9 protein-coding genes and 4 pseudogenes are annotated in these 16,475 nt (G+C 57.6%); 11 read left to right on the plus strand and 2 right to left on the minus strand.

What is annotated here, in order from left to right; genetic code table 11:
• The first annotated feature begins 9 nt into the window (after positions 1 to 9).
• The 4 genes and pseudogenes from CAter10_RS03565 (at position 10) to corA (ending at position 3,595) form a co-directional block, all read left to right on the plus strand.
• Positions 10 to 909, plus strand: a complete 900-nt coding sequence (locus CAter10_RS03565) for a TonB C-terminal domain-containing protein (protein ID WP_061532309.1) — start codon at positions 10 to 12, stop codon at positions 907 to 909.
• Entirely contained in the window at positions 906 to 1,745 is an 840-nt protein-coding gene (gene aroE, locus CAter10_RS03570) for a shikimate dehydrogenase (protein ID WP_061532310.1), read from the plus strand. Before CAter10_RS03565 ends, aroE begins: the two co-directional genes overlap by 4 nt.
• A gap of 86 nt (positions 1,746 to 1,831) precedes the next feature.
• Entirely contained in the window at positions 1,832 to 2,527 is a 696-nt protein-coding gene (mtgA, locus tag CAter10_RS03575; protein ID WP_061532311.1) for a monofunctional biosynthetic peptidoglycan transglycosylase, read from the plus strand.
• A 103-nt stretch (positions 2,528 to 2,630) separates the two neighbouring features.
• Positions 2,631 to 3,595, plus strand: a pseudogene (gene corA, locus CAter10_RS03580) (magnesium/cobalt transporter CorA).
• A gap of 143 nt (positions 3,596 to 3,738) precedes the next feature.
• Here corA and hemL read toward each other — a convergent pair.
• Both hemL and thiD read right to left on the minus strand, forming a co-directional pair.
• Positions 3,739 to 5,022: a glutamate-1-semialdehyde 2,1-aminomutase gene (hemL, locus tag CAter10_RS03585; protein ID WP_061532312.1), complete on the minus strand. Its 1,284-nt coding sequence runs from the start codon at positions 5,020 to 5,022 to the stop codon at positions 3,739 to 3,741.
• A gap of 81 nt (positions 5,023 to 5,103) precedes the next feature.
• Positions 5,104 to 5,928: a bifunctional hydroxymethylpyrimidine kinase/phosphomethylpyrimidine kinase gene (gene thiD, locus CAter10_RS03590; protein ID WP_236905487.1), complete on the minus strand. Its 825-nt coding sequence runs from the start codon at positions 5,926 to 5,928 to the stop codon at positions 5,104 to 5,106.
• 124 nt (positions 5,929 to 6,052) lie between these two features.
• Here thiD and CAter10_RS21760 point away from each other — a divergent pair.
• The 7 genes and pseudogenes from CAter10_RS21760 (at position 6,053) to CAter10_RS03615 (ending at position 16,454) form a co-directional block, all read left to right on the plus strand.
• Positions 6,053 to 6,204, plus strand: a pseudogene (locus tag CAter10_RS21760) (rubredoxin).
• Positions 6,205 to 6,366: 162 nt separating this feature from the next.
• A pseudogene (locus CAter10_RS03595) lies at positions 6,367 to 6,782 on the plus strand (response regulator).
• A 58-nt stretch (positions 6,783 to 6,840) separates the two neighbouring features.
• Positions 6,841 to 7,206, plus strand: a complete 366-nt coding sequence (locus CAter10_RS03600) for a response regulator (RefSeq protein ID WP_061532314.1) — start codon at positions 6,841 to 6,843, stop codon at positions 7,204 to 7,206.
• 72 nt (positions 7,207 to 7,278) lie between these two features.
• Positions 7,279 to 7,632, plus strand: coding sequence for a chemotaxis protein CheW (locus CAter10_RS23375; protein WP_236905489.1), 354 nt, complete (start codon positions 7,279 to 7,281; stop codon positions 7,630 to 7,632).
• Positions 7,629 to 7,862 carry a hypothetical protein gene (locus CAter10_RS23380; RefSeq protein WP_236905490.1) on the plus strand — a complete coding sequence of 78 codons (234 nt, stop codon included), beginning with the start codon at positions 7,629 to 7,631 and terminating at the stop codon, positions 7,860 to 7,862. Before CAter10_RS23375 ends, CAter10_RS23380 begins: the two co-directional genes overlap by 4 nt.
• A gap of 231 nt (positions 7,863 to 8,093) precedes the next feature.
• Positions 8,094 to 10,342, plus strand: a pseudogene (locus CAter10_RS03610) (methyl-accepting chemotaxis protein).
• Positions 10,343 to 10,523: 181 nt separating this feature from the next.
• The gene (locus CAter10_RS03615) at positions 10,524 to 16,454 is read left to right on the plus strand and encodes an Hpt domain-containing protein (RefSeq protein WP_061532315.1); all 5,931 of its coding nucleotides are present in this window, start codon (positions 10,524 to 10,526) and stop codon (positions 16,452 to 16,454) included.
• The last annotated feature ends 21 nt before the right edge of the window (positions 16,455 to 16,475 follow it).

Consider the following 16,475-nt stretch of genomic DNA (forward strand, 5'->3'; position numbering starts at 1 on the left):
GGCTCACGCGTGAAATCCATTTTTCAAAATCGAATCCTGGTCGGCGCCATTGTGGCGTCAGTCGTCGCGCACGCCGCGTTGCTGGCGGTGCGCTTTACCGGCGCCGACGCGTTCAAACTGAAGCCGACCGATCCCCTGCTGGAAGTGATTCTGGTCAACGCCAAACACAGCACCAGGCCGGTCAAGCCGGAGGCGCTGGCGCAAGCCAACCTGGACGGCGGTGGCAATGCCGATGCCGGGCGCGCCAAGTCGCCGCTACCGGATCTGCGCAAATCGGAGGATGGCGACAACGTGATGGCCGCCAAGCGCCGCATTGAACAGCTGGAGCAGCAGCAGCAACAGATGTTGGCGCAGATGCGCAAGGAAACGCCGCTGAAGTTGCCGGCCATGAGCGTGCAAGACAAGGCCAGCGACAATACGCCGCAGCCGAACGGCAGCGACCTGGTTGAAAGCGCCAAGGCGATCGCCCGCAAGGAAGCGGAGATCGCCAAGAACATCGACGATTACAACAAGCGGCCGAAGAAGACACAGATCACGCCGAGCACGCGTGCAGTTGGTTATGCGGCTTACTACAAGGCGTTCCAGGACCGCGTCGAAAAACTGGGCACGCTGAATTTTCCGAAAAAGAATGGCCGCAACCTGTACGGGAAGCTGGTGGTGTACATCCCGATCTACCAGGACGGTTCGATTTACACCAAGGAAGGCGGAGCCCGTATCGAACGTGGTTCGGGCAATCCCGATCTGGATAGCGCAACCTTGAAGATCATCGAACGCTCGGCGCCGTTTGGTCGCTTTCCTGAGAACATGCGCAGCAGCGGCAAGGACGACGTATGGGAAGTGATCTCGACTTTTGAATTTACCCGCGACGGCTTGCTCGAGGCGCAGCTGATGGGAGGAAGCAACCAATGACCGATGCAACGTCATTCGCTGAGTATGTGGTGATCGGTAATCCGATTGCACACAGCAAATCTCCCGATATCCACACCCGTTTTGCCGCCGACACCGCGCAAGACCTGCGCTACGGACGTTTGCTGGCGCCGCTGGATGGCTTCGTCGCGGCGGTGCAGGAATTCGTCGCACAGGGAGGAAAGGGGGCCAACGTTACCGTGCCATTCAAACTGGAAGCCTATGCGCTGGCGACCACCTTGACTACCAGGGCCAAGGCTGCGGGCGCTGTCAATACGCTGAAGTTCGATGGCGGCGGCATGCTTGGAGATAACACTGACGGCATCGGCCTGGTCACTGATATTGCGCGTAACGCGGGCTTCGATCTGGAGGGGAAGAAAATTCTTTTGCTGGGCGCCGGCGGCGCTGCGCGCGGCGTCATTTTGCCGTTGCTGGAATCGCACCCGGCACAACTGGTGATTGCCAACCGCACGCCGGCCAAAGCACTCGAACTGGTGCAACAATTCCAGCCTTTCGCCGAACAGTGTGCGCTGAGCGCCTGCGGTTTTGCCGATGTGCAGCAACAGTTCGACCTGGTAATCAATGCGACATCGGCCAGCCTGCAGGCTGACGTGCCGCCGATTGCGCCGCAGGTGTTCGGTGTGGCAACGCTGGCCTACGACATGATGTACGGCAAGCAGCCGACGGTGTTCATGCAATTTGCCGCGGCGCATGGTGCGCAGGTGCGTGACGGCCTCGGCATGCTGGTGGAGCAGGCGGCAGAATCCTTCTTCGTCTGGCGTGGCGTGCGTCCGCGAACGGATGCCGTATTTGTGTCATTGCGCACGCAGTTGTCGTAGCGGCGACGCATCAGAGAGCAGCCGTAGAACGGCCAGTTAGGCAATCCGAGTGACCTTGTCCTCAATCGATCAAGCAGGAAACAAGAATGAAATCAGTGGGCAAAATAATATTGCGTTTGTGCATGCTGCTGGTCGCCGCAATCTTGCTGTTGCAAGTCTATTTTTTCGTACAGATCTGGTGGTGGGTGGACCACAATCCGAGTTCCACCAGCTTCATGCGAGCGCGCCTTTCTGAGTTGCGCGAGACGGTGCCGGATGCGCAGCTGCAATTCAAATGGGTGCCTTATGCGCGCATCTCTACCAACCTGAAACGCGCGATCATTGCCTCTGAAGACGCCAATTTCTCCGAACATGACGGAGTCGATTGGGACGCCTTGCAGAAGGCCTACGAAAAAAATGAAAAGAAAGGCAAGGTGGTACGCGGCGGTTCCACCATCACGCAGCAATTGGCGAAAAATCTGTTCCTGTCCGGCGAGCGCAGTTATTTGCGCAAGGGGCAAGAATTGATCATTACCTACATGCTTGAATTCTGGATGGATAAAGAGCGCATCTTCGAGATCTATCTGAACGTGGTGGAGTGGGGCAATGGGGTTTTCGGCGCCGAAGCCGCAGCTCAGCACTACTATAAAACTTCCGCCGCCAACCTCGGCGCCAGCCAGGCTGCGCGGCTCGCGGTGATGTTGCCGAAGCCGCGCTTCTACGACAAGAATCGCGGCTCTGCGTACCTGTCGCAACGCACTGGGCTGATTTTGCGGCGTATGGGATCAGCTGAATTGCCTTAGAATGCGGACTTGCCAGAAGTTGTTTAAATTGCAGTGAATGTGAATTTCCCCGACGCAAAAACTGAAGAGCAACTTCTCTGAAAAATCTGTCTGCGAGATAAGCATGATCAATGTATTCGTATTGCAAAACGGTCGCCTGAACCAGGTCAACATCGAGAGTCACAGTGATCTTGAAAAAGTGCAGCCGGTATGGGTCGACCTGACCGAGCCGAACGATCAGGAACGAGCCTGGGTCAAGAGCATCTATGGCGTGACCTTGCCGGGTGAAGACGAGGTCAAGGACATCGAAGCGTCGGCCCGCTATTACGAGGCAGAAAACGGTGATCTGCATCTGCGTACCGACTTCCTGTTTGAAGAAGACGATGGTCCTTCGTCAACCGTTACCGTGGCCTTTATCCTGGCGCGCAATATCCTGTTTTCAGTGCATGGCGAGGATTTGCCGGTGTTTCGTCTAGTGCGGATGCGGGCGCGTTCGAGGCCAGGGTCGATCGGCGATTACAAGGATGTGCTGCTCGATCTGTACCAGACCGACGCCGAGTATTCGGCCGACGCGCTGGAAGGCGTGTACAAGACACTGGATGAGGTGAGCCAGCGCGTACTGCAAAAGAAGTTGACCGATCAGGCCGCCGCTGAAGCGTTGAATGCCATGGCGCACGAGGAAGATTTGAACGGCCGGATTCGCCGCAACATGATGGATACGCGCGCGCTGTCAGTTTCCTGATGCGCGGCCGCCTGCTGAGCGTGGACCAGTTCGAAGATGCGCGGCAGATTCTGCGCGACATCGAATCGCTAGACGGTCACACTGCTTTTCTGTTCGATAAAATCAACTTCCTGATGGATGCCACGGTCGGTTTCATCAACATCAACCAGAACAAGATCATCAAGATTTTCTCGGTGGCCTCGGTGGCGTTCTTGCCGCCGACACTGATCGCCAGCATCTACGGCATGAACTTCCGCTTCATGCCAGAGTTTGAATGGCATCTGGGCTATCCGCTGGCATTGGTGCTGATGGTGTGCTCGGCGATCACGCCGTTCTGGTATTTCCGTCGACGTGGCTGGTTGAACTGAAAACCGAATAGACGAGCCCGTCCTTCCGATTACGTCATTCCCGCATACGCGGGAATCCAAGTTGCAGAAGATGGCCGTGAAAATGGATTCCGGCGTTCGCGGGAATGACAGCTTCGCCTAGACCGGCATGTAGCGAGCGGATTTTAAGCCAGTTGCCCAAACGCGCTGCGCGCTGCGGCGATGGTAGCCTCAATCACGGCGTCGTCATGCTGCGCCGAGACAAAGCCCGCTTCGAATGCCGATGGCGCCAGGTAGACGCCGGCATCCAGCATCGCATGGAAGAATTTGTTGAACAAATCCTTGTTGGATTTCATCACGGCTGCGTAAGTGCCTGGCACTGCGTCCGCGAAATACAAACCAAACATGCCGCCGATTGCATCGCCGATGAACGTGACGCCGGCATCTTTTGCTGCCTGGTTCAAGCCGCCGACCAGCTTCTCGGTTTGCGCTCCCAATCTGTCGTAGAAACCCGGCTCCTGAATCAGTTTGAGCGTGCTCATGCCCGCCGCTACCGCCACCGGATTGCCGGACAGGGTGCCGGCCTGGTACACCGAACCGAGTGGCGCCATGTGCGCCATCAAGTCGGCACGCCCGCCGAAGGCCGCTACCGGCAAGCCGCCGCCGATGACCTTGCCCAGCGCCGTGATGTCGGGAGCAATGCCGTACAGTGATTGCGCGCCGCCAAGGGCGACACGGAAGCCGCACATGACTTCATCGAAAATCAGCACGGCGCCGTACTGCGTGCACAGGCGGCGCATGGTTTGCAGGAATTCCGGCGTTGCGCGTACCAGGTTCATGTTGCCGGCCACCGGCTCGACGATCACGCAGGCGATCTGGTCGCCCATGTTCTTGAACGCATCCTCAAGCTGCTCGGTGTTGTTGTAGTCCAGCACCAGCGTGTGCTTGACGAAATCTTCCGGTACGCCGGCCGAAGTCGGGTTGCCGAACGTAAGCAGGCCGCTGCCAGCCTTAACCAGCAGCGAATCGGCGTGGCCGTGATAGCAGCCTTCAAACTTGACGATCTTGTCGCGGCCGGTGGCACCGCGCGCCAGGCGCAGTGCGCTCATGGTCGCTTCAGTGCCGCTGGATACCAGGCGCACTTGCTCGATTGATGGCACCAGCTTGCAGATTTCTTCGGCGATCTCAATTTCGCCTTGGGTCGGTGCGCCGAAGCTGAGGCCGCGTGCCGCCGCGTCCTGTACTGCCTTGATCACGGTCGGATGCGCATGGCCGACAATTGCCGGTCCCCAGGAGCCGATGTAATCGATGTAGCGGCGATCGTCGGCATCCCAGAAATACGGGCCTTCGGCGCGCGTGATGAAGCGTGGCGTGCCGCCGACTGAGCGGAAAGCGCGCACCGGGGAATTGACGCCGCCAGGGGTAGTCAGTTGTGCGCGGGCGAAGAGGGTATCGTTGTTGGATTTCATAAGATTCTAATTTCTTGTTTCATGTTCATTACAGTATTTAACAGGCGCTAGGCCAAGCTGGTGCAGAAGAGCCTCGACACATCAAGGCGAATTTTCCGCATCCGCATCATCCGCACGCAGTCCTTCTTCACGCGCCCAGAAATAGCGATCCGGAATCAGTTTTCCCATCCCCAGCCGTTGCGCAGCCGTGACTGCCGCCAGCGTGAATTCCTGCGCTTCAGAGACTGCTTCCGGCACGTCCAGTCCATTCGCCAGCATCGCCGCGATGGCTGCTGACAAGGTGCTGCCGGCGCCGATGAACGAGCCGGAAACGCGCGGCCACTGGTCTTCGCGCACTACGCCGGTGTCGTTGAACAAGGTGTTGCCGATTTCAGCAGCAGAAGTTGGGGTGCCGGTGACGAACAGGTATTCGCAGCCGAGTTCGATGATGCGCATCGCATCCACGCTCAGCATGTCCTCGGTCGACGGTTCGCGCCAGGTTTCCGCCAGGCGCGCCAATTCCACTGCAGACAGCAGCATGACGGTGGTTTGCGGGATCAGCAATTCGCGGATGGCGGTCATCAGGTCTTCGCTATCCTGGCCCTGATCAGGCATGGCCGACAGAAAAGGGTCTAGAATCAGCGGAATTTCCGGATAGTCAGAGACGATTTCGGCGATCACCGACACGCTCTCGATACTACCGACGGCACCAACCTTGAACGCGGCGACAGGCATGTCTTCCAACAGCACGCGGGCCTGGTCGGCGACCCAATCAGCGTCAATCTGCTGGGTGTCTTCGATGCGGGCGGTGTCGCCGATCAGAATCGACGTGATGACTGACAGGCCGTGGCAGCCCATCGACGAAAAAGTGGCCAGATCGGCCTGAATTCCGGCGGCGCCGACGGGGTCGGCAACGCCGAATGTCAATATGAGTGGAGAAGTTTGGTTTGCACGGCGGGTAGATTAAGATATCTGACTTTGCATTTTACTTGATTGAAGGGTCACCGCTGTGAGCAATAACGAAACTACCAAGACAGAGTTCAAAACCTGGATGTGTCTGATTTGCGGCTGGGTCTATGACGAAGAAGCGGGCTGCCGGAAGAGGGCATTGCGCCGGGCACGCGATGGGACGATGTGCCGATGAACTGGACCTGCCCTGAATGCGGCGCCCGCAAGGAAGATTTTGAAATGGTTGCCATTTAATCCAAAATACCAATTTATTTCTTATGGGAATGTTAACTTAACGTTCAAAGTTACAAAAAAAATTGAACTTTAAGCTCCCCCTGCAAGAAACATTGTTCTAAGGAATGTCTTTCTTTGTTACAGTGACGCCGTAGATTTATTTGGATTGAATGAGACGATTTCATGACAACATCACTTGGCGGCGTCAACCTGAAGGTAATGGTGATCGACGATAGCAGCACAATTCGGCGTTCCGCGGAGATTTTCCTGAGTCAGGCCGGCTATCAGGTTGTACTTGCCGAGGATGGTTTCGACGCCTTGGCGAAAGTTAACGATCATAAGCCGGCGCTGATTTTTGCGACATCCTGATGCCTCGTCTCGACGGTTATCAAACCTGTGCGCTGATCAAGAAAAGCGCCAAATTCCATGCTACACCGGTAATCATGCTGTCGTCCAAGGACGGCTTGTTCGACCGCGCACGTGGCGCCATGGTCGGTTCCGACGAATATCTTACCAAGCCGTTTACCAAGGACAGTCTGCTCAAGGCGGTGCGTCAGCACACCCAGGCAGCCGACGGCGCGATTGCAGTCAATGCCTGATGGTGTTGACTGATTTGAAATAATTTGACGTAACTGTGAAGTAACTAGAGGTTGAAAAATGGCCATACAAAAGATTCTTATTGTTGACGACTCTCCAACTGAGCGTTATTTCCTGACCGATATCCTGGCGAAGGCCGGCTATTCCGTGTCGACTTCAGAAAACGGCGAGGGTCTGCTTGACAAGATTAAGGCGGACAAGCCGCAGCTGATCCTGATGGATGTGGTCATGCCAGGCCAGAACGGATTCCAGGTGACGCGTTCGATTACCCGCGATGACGACACCAAGGACATTCCTATCATCATCTGCAGCAGCAAGGGCCTGGAAACCGACCGCATCTGGGGTTTGCGCCAAGGTGCGCGCGACTACCTGGTCAAGCCGATCGATCCCAAGGAATTGCTGGCAAAAATCGCCGCGCTTGGTTAATTGCGCGCTGGATTCGAGGCCTCTCAAGACCCGAATCCAGCCAGATTCACGTCACATGAGCGCTCAATCAATATGACTCAATCAACCTCGCACCTGACCGCCGAATTGTCGCCGTCGTCGCTGCTGCCAGTCAATAAGGCTGCTGCCGATGCCGACTCGCGTCGCACCCGCCTGCGCGAATTCCAGTCACACTTGCTGGAGCGGATGCAAGCCGCCCGCAGTGGCGCTGAGGCGCAGGAAAGCCAGCTAGGTTTGTTGATCGGACAGACCCGCTGGTTGTTGAATTTGCAAGAGGCTGGCGAAATTGTCGCGGTCGACAAGATTTCCCGTGTGCCGCTGACCCACGATTGGTTTCTGGGATTGAGCAATGTGCGGGGTAGCCTGATCAGCGTGATCGATTTGCCCGGTACCAGGGGCAAGGTTTGACGCAAATTGACAAGGAATGTCGGATTGTGGCGTTTGCCCCGACGTTTTCGTTTAGCAGCGGTTTGCTGGTGTCGCGCGTGCTGGGTTTGCGGAACGTGGCCCAGATGACCTTGCAGCCCGCTGAATCCATAGACAGCAGCGGTGCCAAGCGCTATGTCGATAGCGAGTCACAGGTCTGGACCGAACTGAGTATGGCCCGGATCTTGCAAGACCCTCGTTTTTACAAGTAGGTTTATGAGTCCCAGGTACTGCTGCAATTGCGGCAGTATCCGGTGGCAGCGAATTTGCAATTAGGAGATTCTGTAATGGCATTCAAACTACCGTCTTTATCGAAGGCGGCCAAGGAAGAGCAGGGAGAAGCTGGTGATCGCTTCGCGCTGGAAGCATTGATGCACGATCCTGAACAGACTGTCATGGAGGAGCGCTTCATTCCAGAACTGCCTACGCCGACAATCGTGCCGATGGCTGCTCCGGCGCCGGCTCCAGCTCCAGCTCCAGCCTCAGCTCCTCGGGAAGCTGTCAGAGAATCTGTCGCCGATGTTGCCAGTGCGGGCGTTGCCGCCGCTGCTGCAGCTGCAACTGGCGCCGGTGCCGGCGCTGCAATCGCCAGCCCGGACGCGGTGCCGCTGCCGCTGATTGGCAAGTTGCCGCAACAAAAGCAGATTCGCCTGTTGCTGATCGTACTTGGCACTGGCCTGCTGCTGACCATCCTGTTCTTGTGGCTGAGCGCCAAGAGCTCGGCGATGAGCTCGACCCAGACTCAGATCGCCGGTGACGCGCTGATGCACTCGCAGCGTATCGGTAAGGCGACGCCGAATGCGATTCAGGGTAATCCTGAAGCGTTTAAGCAGCTGGCTGATAGCCGCAAGGAATTCAACCAGGATCTGAGCATCCTGATGAAAGGCGGCGACTACAAGGGCCATAACGTCGGCGCGCCTAGTGCGCAAATGGATTCCAAGCTGGCCGAGGTCAGCAAGGTCTGGTCGAATACCGACAAGGCCGCGGAGACTATCCTGAAGCTGCAAAAGGAATTGACCAGCTTCGGTGTGACACTGCAAAAACTGAACGGCATTTCGCCGAATTTGCTGGACCTGTCGGAACAGATCTCGACACTGAAAACCCAGACCGGCGCGACACCGCGTGAAATCGCAGCATCCTCGCAGCTGGTCATGCTGACCCAGCGTCTTGGCCGTAGCGCGAATGAATTCCTGACATCCGAAGGTGTGAACCCGGAAACCGCGTTCCTGCTCGGTAAGGATACCAATACGTTCCGTGACATTGTTAGCGGCTTCCTGAACGGCAGCGATGTACTGCGGCTGTCGGCCAGCAAGAGCGAAGAAGAGCGCAGCAAACTGACTGAACTGGAAAGAGCTTTGCCGATTACCAGGAATCGGTCGCGTCGATTCTGGGCAACATGCAGAACTTCGTCTCTGCCAAGCAATCGGAACAGCTGATCTTTACCGAGAACGAAACCCTGAAGCAGCGCCTGAGTGCTCTGCAGGACACCTATCGCGACGCGCAGGATACGCAAAGCATCTGGTTCTGGCTGATGTTGTTGGCCGCGCTGGTTACCCTGCTGGCAGCAGCCGGCATCGCCTGGGTACAGGTGCAGGACGGCCGTCGTCGTACCCACGAAGCTGATGTACGTCGTATGGAAGCGGAAGAACAGCGCTTGCAGGCGATCAAGCAGGAAGAGGACGCCAGTAACGCCAATGACCAGAACCAGGCTGCGATTTTGCGTCTGATGAACGAATTGCAGGAAGTGGCGGATGGTGACTTGACGGTGCAGGCAACGGTGTCGGAAGACATTACCGGCGCGATTGCCGACTCGGTTAACTATACGGTGGAAGAGTTGCGTGGACTGGTCGGACGGGTTACCGCAACGGCGCAGCAGGTTACTGTGGCGTCGGACCAAGCGCAAAGCATTTCGATCGAACTGCTGGCGGCGTCGCAACGGCAATCGCGCGATATTCAGGAAACCACGCAAGCGGTTCTCGACATGGCGACCCAGATTACCGACGTATCCAAGTCAGCCAGTGAATCGGCTGAGGTGGCACGGCAGTCGGTTAGTGCGGCGGAAGAGGGTTCCAAGGCGGTGGAAAACGCGATTTCAGGCATGAACGAAATCCGCGAACACATCCAGGAAACCTCCAAGCGCATCAAGCGGCTGGGTGAGTCGTCGCAGGAAATTGGCGAAATTACCGAACTGATTTCCGACATTACCGAACAGACCAACGTGCTGGCGCTGAATGCGGCGATCCAGGCGGCATCGGCAGGTGAAGCTGGCCGCGGATTCTCGGTGGTTGCGGAAGAAGTTCAGCGCCTGGCGGAACGTTCAGGTGCGGCGACCAAGCAGATTGGTGCGCTGGTGCGTACCATTCAGACTGACACCCACGATGCGGTGGTGGCGATGGAGCGTTCGACCCAGGGTGTGGTCGAAGGTGCCAAGCTGTCAGATGCCGCCGGTGCGGCGTTGTCGGATATCCGACGCGTTTCGAACCGATTGGCGGAACTGATTCAAAGCATTTCCTCCACTACCGAGCAGCAGGCCAACTCGGCAAACGGCGTGGCTACCAACATTCAAAACATTCTTTCGGTGACGGAAAAGACGCGGGAAGGTACACGCCAGACGGCGCTGTCGATTCGCGAACTGTCCAAGCTGGCAGAAGATTTGAAGAGTTCGGTATCGCGTTTCCGCGTGACCAACTAATGTGTACCACCGTCCCGGCTGGCCTTCGTTTTCCGAAGCCCGGCTGGGACGGCATTGGCCGGAGCTTGCCGCAGTCGTTGCGGCATCTGTGATGCTGCGCTGCTGCAATGTTGTGCGGCGCTTTGGCCGATATGCATGTGGTCAATCCAGATTGGCCACTCCCTGAATCCATGAGGCAGTCATGACCACCGATTTTTCCAGTACCGCTGCGCATTTGCAAGATTCGACGCGGACGCACCTTGATACCGGACCATTGTCATGGGTGATGAGCGAAATTCGCGAGGCACTGAGCCAATCCGGCAATGCCTTGTCGAAAGCCGCTGACTCTGCAGCCGGCGACGATCAGTCGACCGCCATTCGTCATGCCAAGACCTATCTGCACCAGGCGCACGGCGCATTGCAGATGGTTGACATCGACGGCGTCACCATCATTACCGAAACCGTTGAAGATATTTTAGAGCGTGCCGAGTCGGGACAAGCCGAACTGACGGCTCAGCACGTGGAAATCGTCCGCAACGCGTATCAGGCGTTGATTGAATACCTGGACGAATTGCTGGCAGGCGGTGCTCATCAGCCGGTGCGGCTGTTCCCGTACTACCAGTCGCTGCTGGAAATCCGCGGCGCCGAGAGAATCCATCCGGCCGATCTGTTTTTCCCGGACCTGACCATTCGTCCTCATTTCCCGGAGGCCGAGCAGGTTCTGCCGGTTGAAGCCGCAGCCTATCTGCCGTTGCGCAAGCGGTTTGAGCGCGCCTTGTTGCCATTCCTGAAAAGCGCCGACAAAGCTGTAGAGCTGGAGAATGCCGGCGCCATGCAGGGCGTGGTCGGCGAAGTCGAACAGATGCAGCGCAACCAGCAGTCCCGGTCGTTCTGGTGGGTGATGCATGGTTTTTCCGAAGCAGTTGCGGCGGCGCAGATTTCAAACGAACTGTATGTCAAGCAGCTGTTCGCTCGCATCAACCTGCAGTTGCGGCGCTTGAGCCAAGGTTCGTCGAGCATTTCCGAACGCCTGTTGCGCGATGCGCTGTTTTTCATCGCCGGCGTTGAACAGAGCTCCAAGTTGGGTGCGCAGATTCGCGCTGCCTATCGCTTGAACGGCCTGGTGCCATCCGATTACGGCACGCGTCATTATGGGCAAATCAGCCCTGAAGCGTTGAGCGCGGCGAAGGAGCGCCTGACGCAGGCGAAGAATATGTGGGATCGCCTCGCCAGCGGCGACGCCGGCCCTGCTGCGGCATTTGAACAGGAAATGCTCGGTTTGAGCGAAGCCGGCAGCAGTCTGAATGCCCCATCGCTGTCGAAACTGTTGCGCGAATTGAATGGCATTGCGCGCCACGCCGCGCATTCGCGGCCGGGCGATGCGATTTGCATGGAAATCGCTACCAGCCTGTTGTTCATTGAAAATACGCTGAACCACATCAGCCGTTTGCCGGAGAATTTCTCGGAACGTGCGGATGCGATGACAGCACGCCTGTTGTCGGTCGTGTCAGGTGAAACATTGGGCAAGCCGGCGCAATGGATCGACGATATCTATCGTGAAGCGCAGCAGCGCCAGACCGTCAAGATGCTGGCCTCGGAAATGCTGTCGAGCTTGCGTCAGGTCGAGAAGATGCTGGACGAATTTTTCAATGATCCGGAACGGCGCGATGTGCTGACACAGATCGGCCAGGTGCTGTATCAGATTCAGGGCGCGCTGGCGATTCAGGACCAGACCGATGCGTTGCGCGTGGTTGAGCATACGCGCAATACCCTGCAGCGCTTTGCTGCAGAAGGCAGCGAGGTGGTGCCGGACCAGAAGGAATTTGAAAGGATCGCGCAAAACATCGGCGCGCTGAGCTTCTTTATCGAAACCCTGCAGCATCAGTCGGATACGCAAAACAATCACTTCACATTCGATGAAGAGGCAGGTGTGTTCCGCGTCAATTTGCTGGAGCGCCGTACGGTGGTTGCCGCGCCGCAGCCGGACCCTGTGGTACAGCCGCTTGACACGGATGTACACGCTGCGACGGAAAGTTTGCCGTCGTTGCCGCAATTGGCAACTGTAGAGGACGAGCTGTTGCAGCATCAGAACAAGTCTGCGGAATTGGCGCTGTCGTTGACAGCACAACCGCACGACGCGGCGCTGCAGGAACAGCTGAAGGAATCGCTGGTGCAGATGCGTGTTGACGCCACATTGAGCGACAACCCCGAGGCTAATGAGCGCGCCCAGGCGGCGATCGATATCCTCGATCATCCGGATTTCTCGGCATCGCAGCAATCGCTGGCTGAGATTGTCACCACCATCGTACCGCTTCATGCCGTGGAAGCAGTTACACCTGCAGCCGTCTCGGTAACCGACGAGGAGGCCGATGCCGAACTGCGTGAGATTTTTTTATCGGAAGCGGACGAGGTCCTGACGAATGCCAGGCAAACCTTGCCGCAACTCCGCGATAGTGCGCATTCGCAGGAACCCCTGACGGTATTGCGCCGCGCCTTTCATACATTGAAGGGCAGCAGCCGCATGATCGGCCTGAATGCTTTCGGTGAAGCTGCGTGGAGCATTGAGCAGGTGTTGAACGTGTGGTTGTCGGAATCGCGTCCTGTGACCGCCGATCTGCAGGCCTTGCTGGATCATGCCGTGAAGCTGCTGGACGGCTGGGTCAAGGAAATCCTTGAGCATGGACAGTCGCAGCAAACGCCGCAGGCATTGACTGAAATTGCCGAGCGGGTCCGTCATGGCGGTGCATTTGTCGAACCTTTAACAGCCGCCCCGGTCGCGCACGCCGATGTCGATGCTGTAGCTGATGTGGTCGCCGATGCAGTACTTGAATCGACGGAGACGCTGGAACTGACCGATCTGCCGGAGCTTCCGGCTCAGGCAGAAGAAATTCAACTGACCGACGAAGATCTCGCCTTGTTCGGTGAAGGCCACGGTTTGCCATCCTTTGCCGAGGAAGAGAAAACTCCGGTTGCGGCCGAATTCGAAGCCAAGCCCAGCGATGTACCTGATGTTGAAACATTCGTCGCCGACGTGCCGGCCGAAGAGCCGGCGAGCGCTGAGGTAATTGCCTTTCCTGGCATGCAGGAAATTCGTCACGACGACAGCACCAAGCAAATCGGCGACCTGATGATCAGCTTGCCGTTGTATAACATCTATCTGGCCGAAACCGATCAGCTGGTGCGGCATTTGGCGCAGGATTTTGCCGAATGGCGGCATGAGCCGGAGCGTCCGGTAATGACCCAATCGGTACATGCCGCCCATTCGCTCGCGGGTAGCTCGGCCACAGTAGGTTTCAAGCCGCTGCAGGAAGTTGCACATGCCTTGGAAATGGCGTTGCAGCGGATGGCGTTGCAACCGGGCGGCTTGCACGGGCACGATTACGATACGTTGCAACTGAGTGTTGAACGTATCAAATGGATGTTGCAGCAATTCACGCAGGGTGACATGCCATACTATGAGCCGGCGCTGGTGAGCAGCCTGGACAGCCTGTGGCAGCGGCAAGAGCCGCGTGCGCCGGAGGCGGTGCCGGAACCGGTTCATGTTGAAGCGGCCGCCGGATCGCTTGATGCGCCGCAAGCAGTGGCTGAGCCTGAGCCGGCTGGTGAGAACGTCGTCGAACATACCAACTCCCACGTGGAGTCTGCACATGCGCAACCGCTGTCGATAGTGCCGACAACACCGGCGGAAGCTCCGGTTCCCGATGCATTGCATCTGTTCGCGTCTGGCAAGGAAGACATCGATCCATCTCTGGTGGTCCGGGATGAGCTGGATGCCGACCTGTTGCCGGTGTTCCTGGAAGAAGGCAGCGACATGCTGCCGCAAATCGGCAGCGCGCTGCGGACCTGGCAGCAGAACCCTGCTGACAACGGCGCATCGCAATCCATTCTGCGTCATCTGCATACGATCAAGGGCAGCGCCCGCATGGCCGGAGCGATGGTTCTCGGCCAGCATATGCACGAGATGGAAAGCCATATCGAAGTCGTGCTGCATTCGGGTACGCCCTCGCGCCACACGATTGACGAGCTGCTGGCGCATTACGACCGTGGCGTGCAGATGTTCGACAATCTGCGTAATCCGCAGGCGGTGATCGCTGTGGCGCCTTCCCCTGCTGTTGCAGTTGCGACAGAGGTTGCAGCGACAGAACCGGGCGCTGAGCAAGCGCTGGTTAACGTGCCGAGCGTGATGCCATCACTGACACCAGGCTTGACGCCGGCAGCGGCAGTTGCGGCCACCGCCAGCGGACTGGTCTCGCAGGTGCGTGTCAATGCCGAGATTCTGGATCGTCTGGTCAACCAGGCCGGTGAAGTGTCGATCACTCGTTCGCGTCTGGAGTCTGGCATCGGGACCTTGCAATTGTCGCTTTCCGAATTGACGGAAAACGTCGATCGTCTGCGCAGCCAGTTGCGGGAAATTGAAATTCAGGCTGAAGCGCAGATCAGTTCACGCATGACACAAGCCGGCGAACGTGAGTTCGATCCACTCGAATTCGACCGTTTCACCCGCTTGCAGGAATTGACGCGGATGATGGCGGAGAGCGTCAACGACGTCGCCTCGCTGCAAAAAAACCTGACCAATACGGTTGAAGGTGCCAACGCCGACTTGTTGACGCAAGGGCGGTTGACGCGTGAGCTGCAGCAAGACCTGATGCATGTGCGCATGGTGCAGTTTGCCAGTATCGCGGAGCGTTTGTATCGGCTGACACGCCAGGTTTCCAAGGAACTCGACAAACGCGTCAATCTGGACATTCGCGGCAGCCATGTCGAAATCGATCGCAGCGTGCTGGAAAAGATGGTCGGTCCGTTCGAGCATCTGTTGCGTAACGCCATCGTGCACGGCATCGAATCGCGTGAGGCGCGGCGTGCTGCCGGCAAGAACGAAACTGGCGAGCTGAAGATCGAAATCCGGCAGGACGGCAATGAAATTCTGATCAAGATGTCGGATGACGGCCAGGGTTTGAACCTGGGACGGATTCGCGACAAGGCCCGCACGATCGGCCTGCTGGAAAATGATCAGGAACTATCTGATCTGGAAACCACCGACCTGATTTTCCGGCCCGGTTTTTCCACGGCATCGGATGTCACCGAGCTGGCCGGCCGCGGTGTCGGCATGGACGTGGTGCGCTCTGAAGCGGCTTCGTTGGGCGGCCGGGTTGAGGTGAGCAGTGATGCTGGCGCCGGCACACAGTTCACCATCCACTTGCCGTTGACGCTGGCAGTGACGCAGGTGGTGATTCTGACCACCGGCGGCAATACCTATGCGGTGCCGTCTGCGCTGGTTGAACAGGTGCAGCAGTTGAAGGCGGTGGCGCTGGCTGCTGCTTACAATGACGGCATGCTGATGTGGCAAGGGCATCGCGTGCCGCTGCAATATCTGTCGGCGTTGCTGGGCGATGCGGATACGATTCCTGTCGCACAGCAGTATTCGCCGGTAATCATTTTGCGTACCGGTAATGACCGGGTCGCGATCCACGTCGATGAAATCATCGGCAACCGAGAAGTGGTGGTCAAGAATATCGGACCACAATTGTCGCGGATGATCGGGATTGCCGGCGCGACCGTGCTGGGTTCTGGGGATATCGTGCTGATCCTGAATCCGGTGCCGCTGGCCCAGCGTTTTGCGCATGAACAGCGTGCTCCACGTATTTCGCATCTGGCGACACATGATGCATTGGGGGCCGTCGCTGAGATGGCTGCTGGTGCCGATGTCAAATCGCCGCAGGCAGCCCAGGCTGTGCAAGGCTTGCGTAGCCAGAACGTGGTGATGGTGGTCGACGATTCACTGACCGTGCGCCGCGTCACCCAGCGTTTGTTGTCGCGTGAAGGCTACCAGGTGGTGCTGGCGAAAGATGGCGTCGATGCGCTGGAGCAGTTGCAGGCGATTACACCGGACGTGATGCTGGTTGATATCGAAATGCCGCGTATGGATGGTTTCGACCTTACCAGGAATATTCGCAACGATGACCGGACCCGCCATATTCCGATCATCATGATCACCTCGCGCACTGCGTCGAAGCATCGTAGCTATGCGATGGAGTTGGGTGTGAATGAATATCTGGGCAAGCCGTATCAGGAAGATGAACTGATGAGCACCATCAAGTCGTTCATCAAGACTGAAGACAAAACGCTGCACTAACAGTTTGTGCGCCGATTGCGG

It is taken from the genome of Collimonas arenae (assembly GCF_001584165.1).
Taxonomy (GTDB): Bacteria; Pseudomonadota; Gammaproteobacteria; order Burkholderiales; family Burkholderiaceae_D; genus Collimonas; species Collimonas arenae.

What these genes read in the sequence shown, in the direction of transcription:
- aroE (WP_061532310.1), top strand. Translation starts at nt 906, where the DNA reads ATGACCGATGCAACGTCATTCGCTGAGTATGTGGTGATCGGTAATCCG.
- mtgA (WP_061532311.1), top strand. Translation starts at nt 1,832, where the DNA reads ATGAAATCAGTGGGCAAAATAATATTGCGTTTGTGCATGCTGCTGGTC.
- hemL (WP_061532312.1), bottom strand. Translation starts at nt 5,022, where the DNA reads ATGAAATCCAACAACGATACCCTCTTCGCCCGCGCACAACTGACTACC.
- CAter10_RS03600 (WP_061532314.1), top strand. Translation starts at nt 6,841, where the DNA reads ATGGCCATACAAAAGATTCTTATTGTTGACGACTCTCCAACTGAGCGT.
- CAter10_RS23375 (WP_236905489.1), top strand. Translation starts at nt 7,279, where the DNA reads ATGACTCAATCAACCTCGCACCTGACCGCCGAATTGTCGCCGTCGTCG.
- CAter10_RS03615 (WP_061532315.1), top strand. Translation starts at nt 10,524, where the DNA reads ATGACCACCGATTTTTCCAGTACCGCTGCGCATTTGCAAGATTCGACG.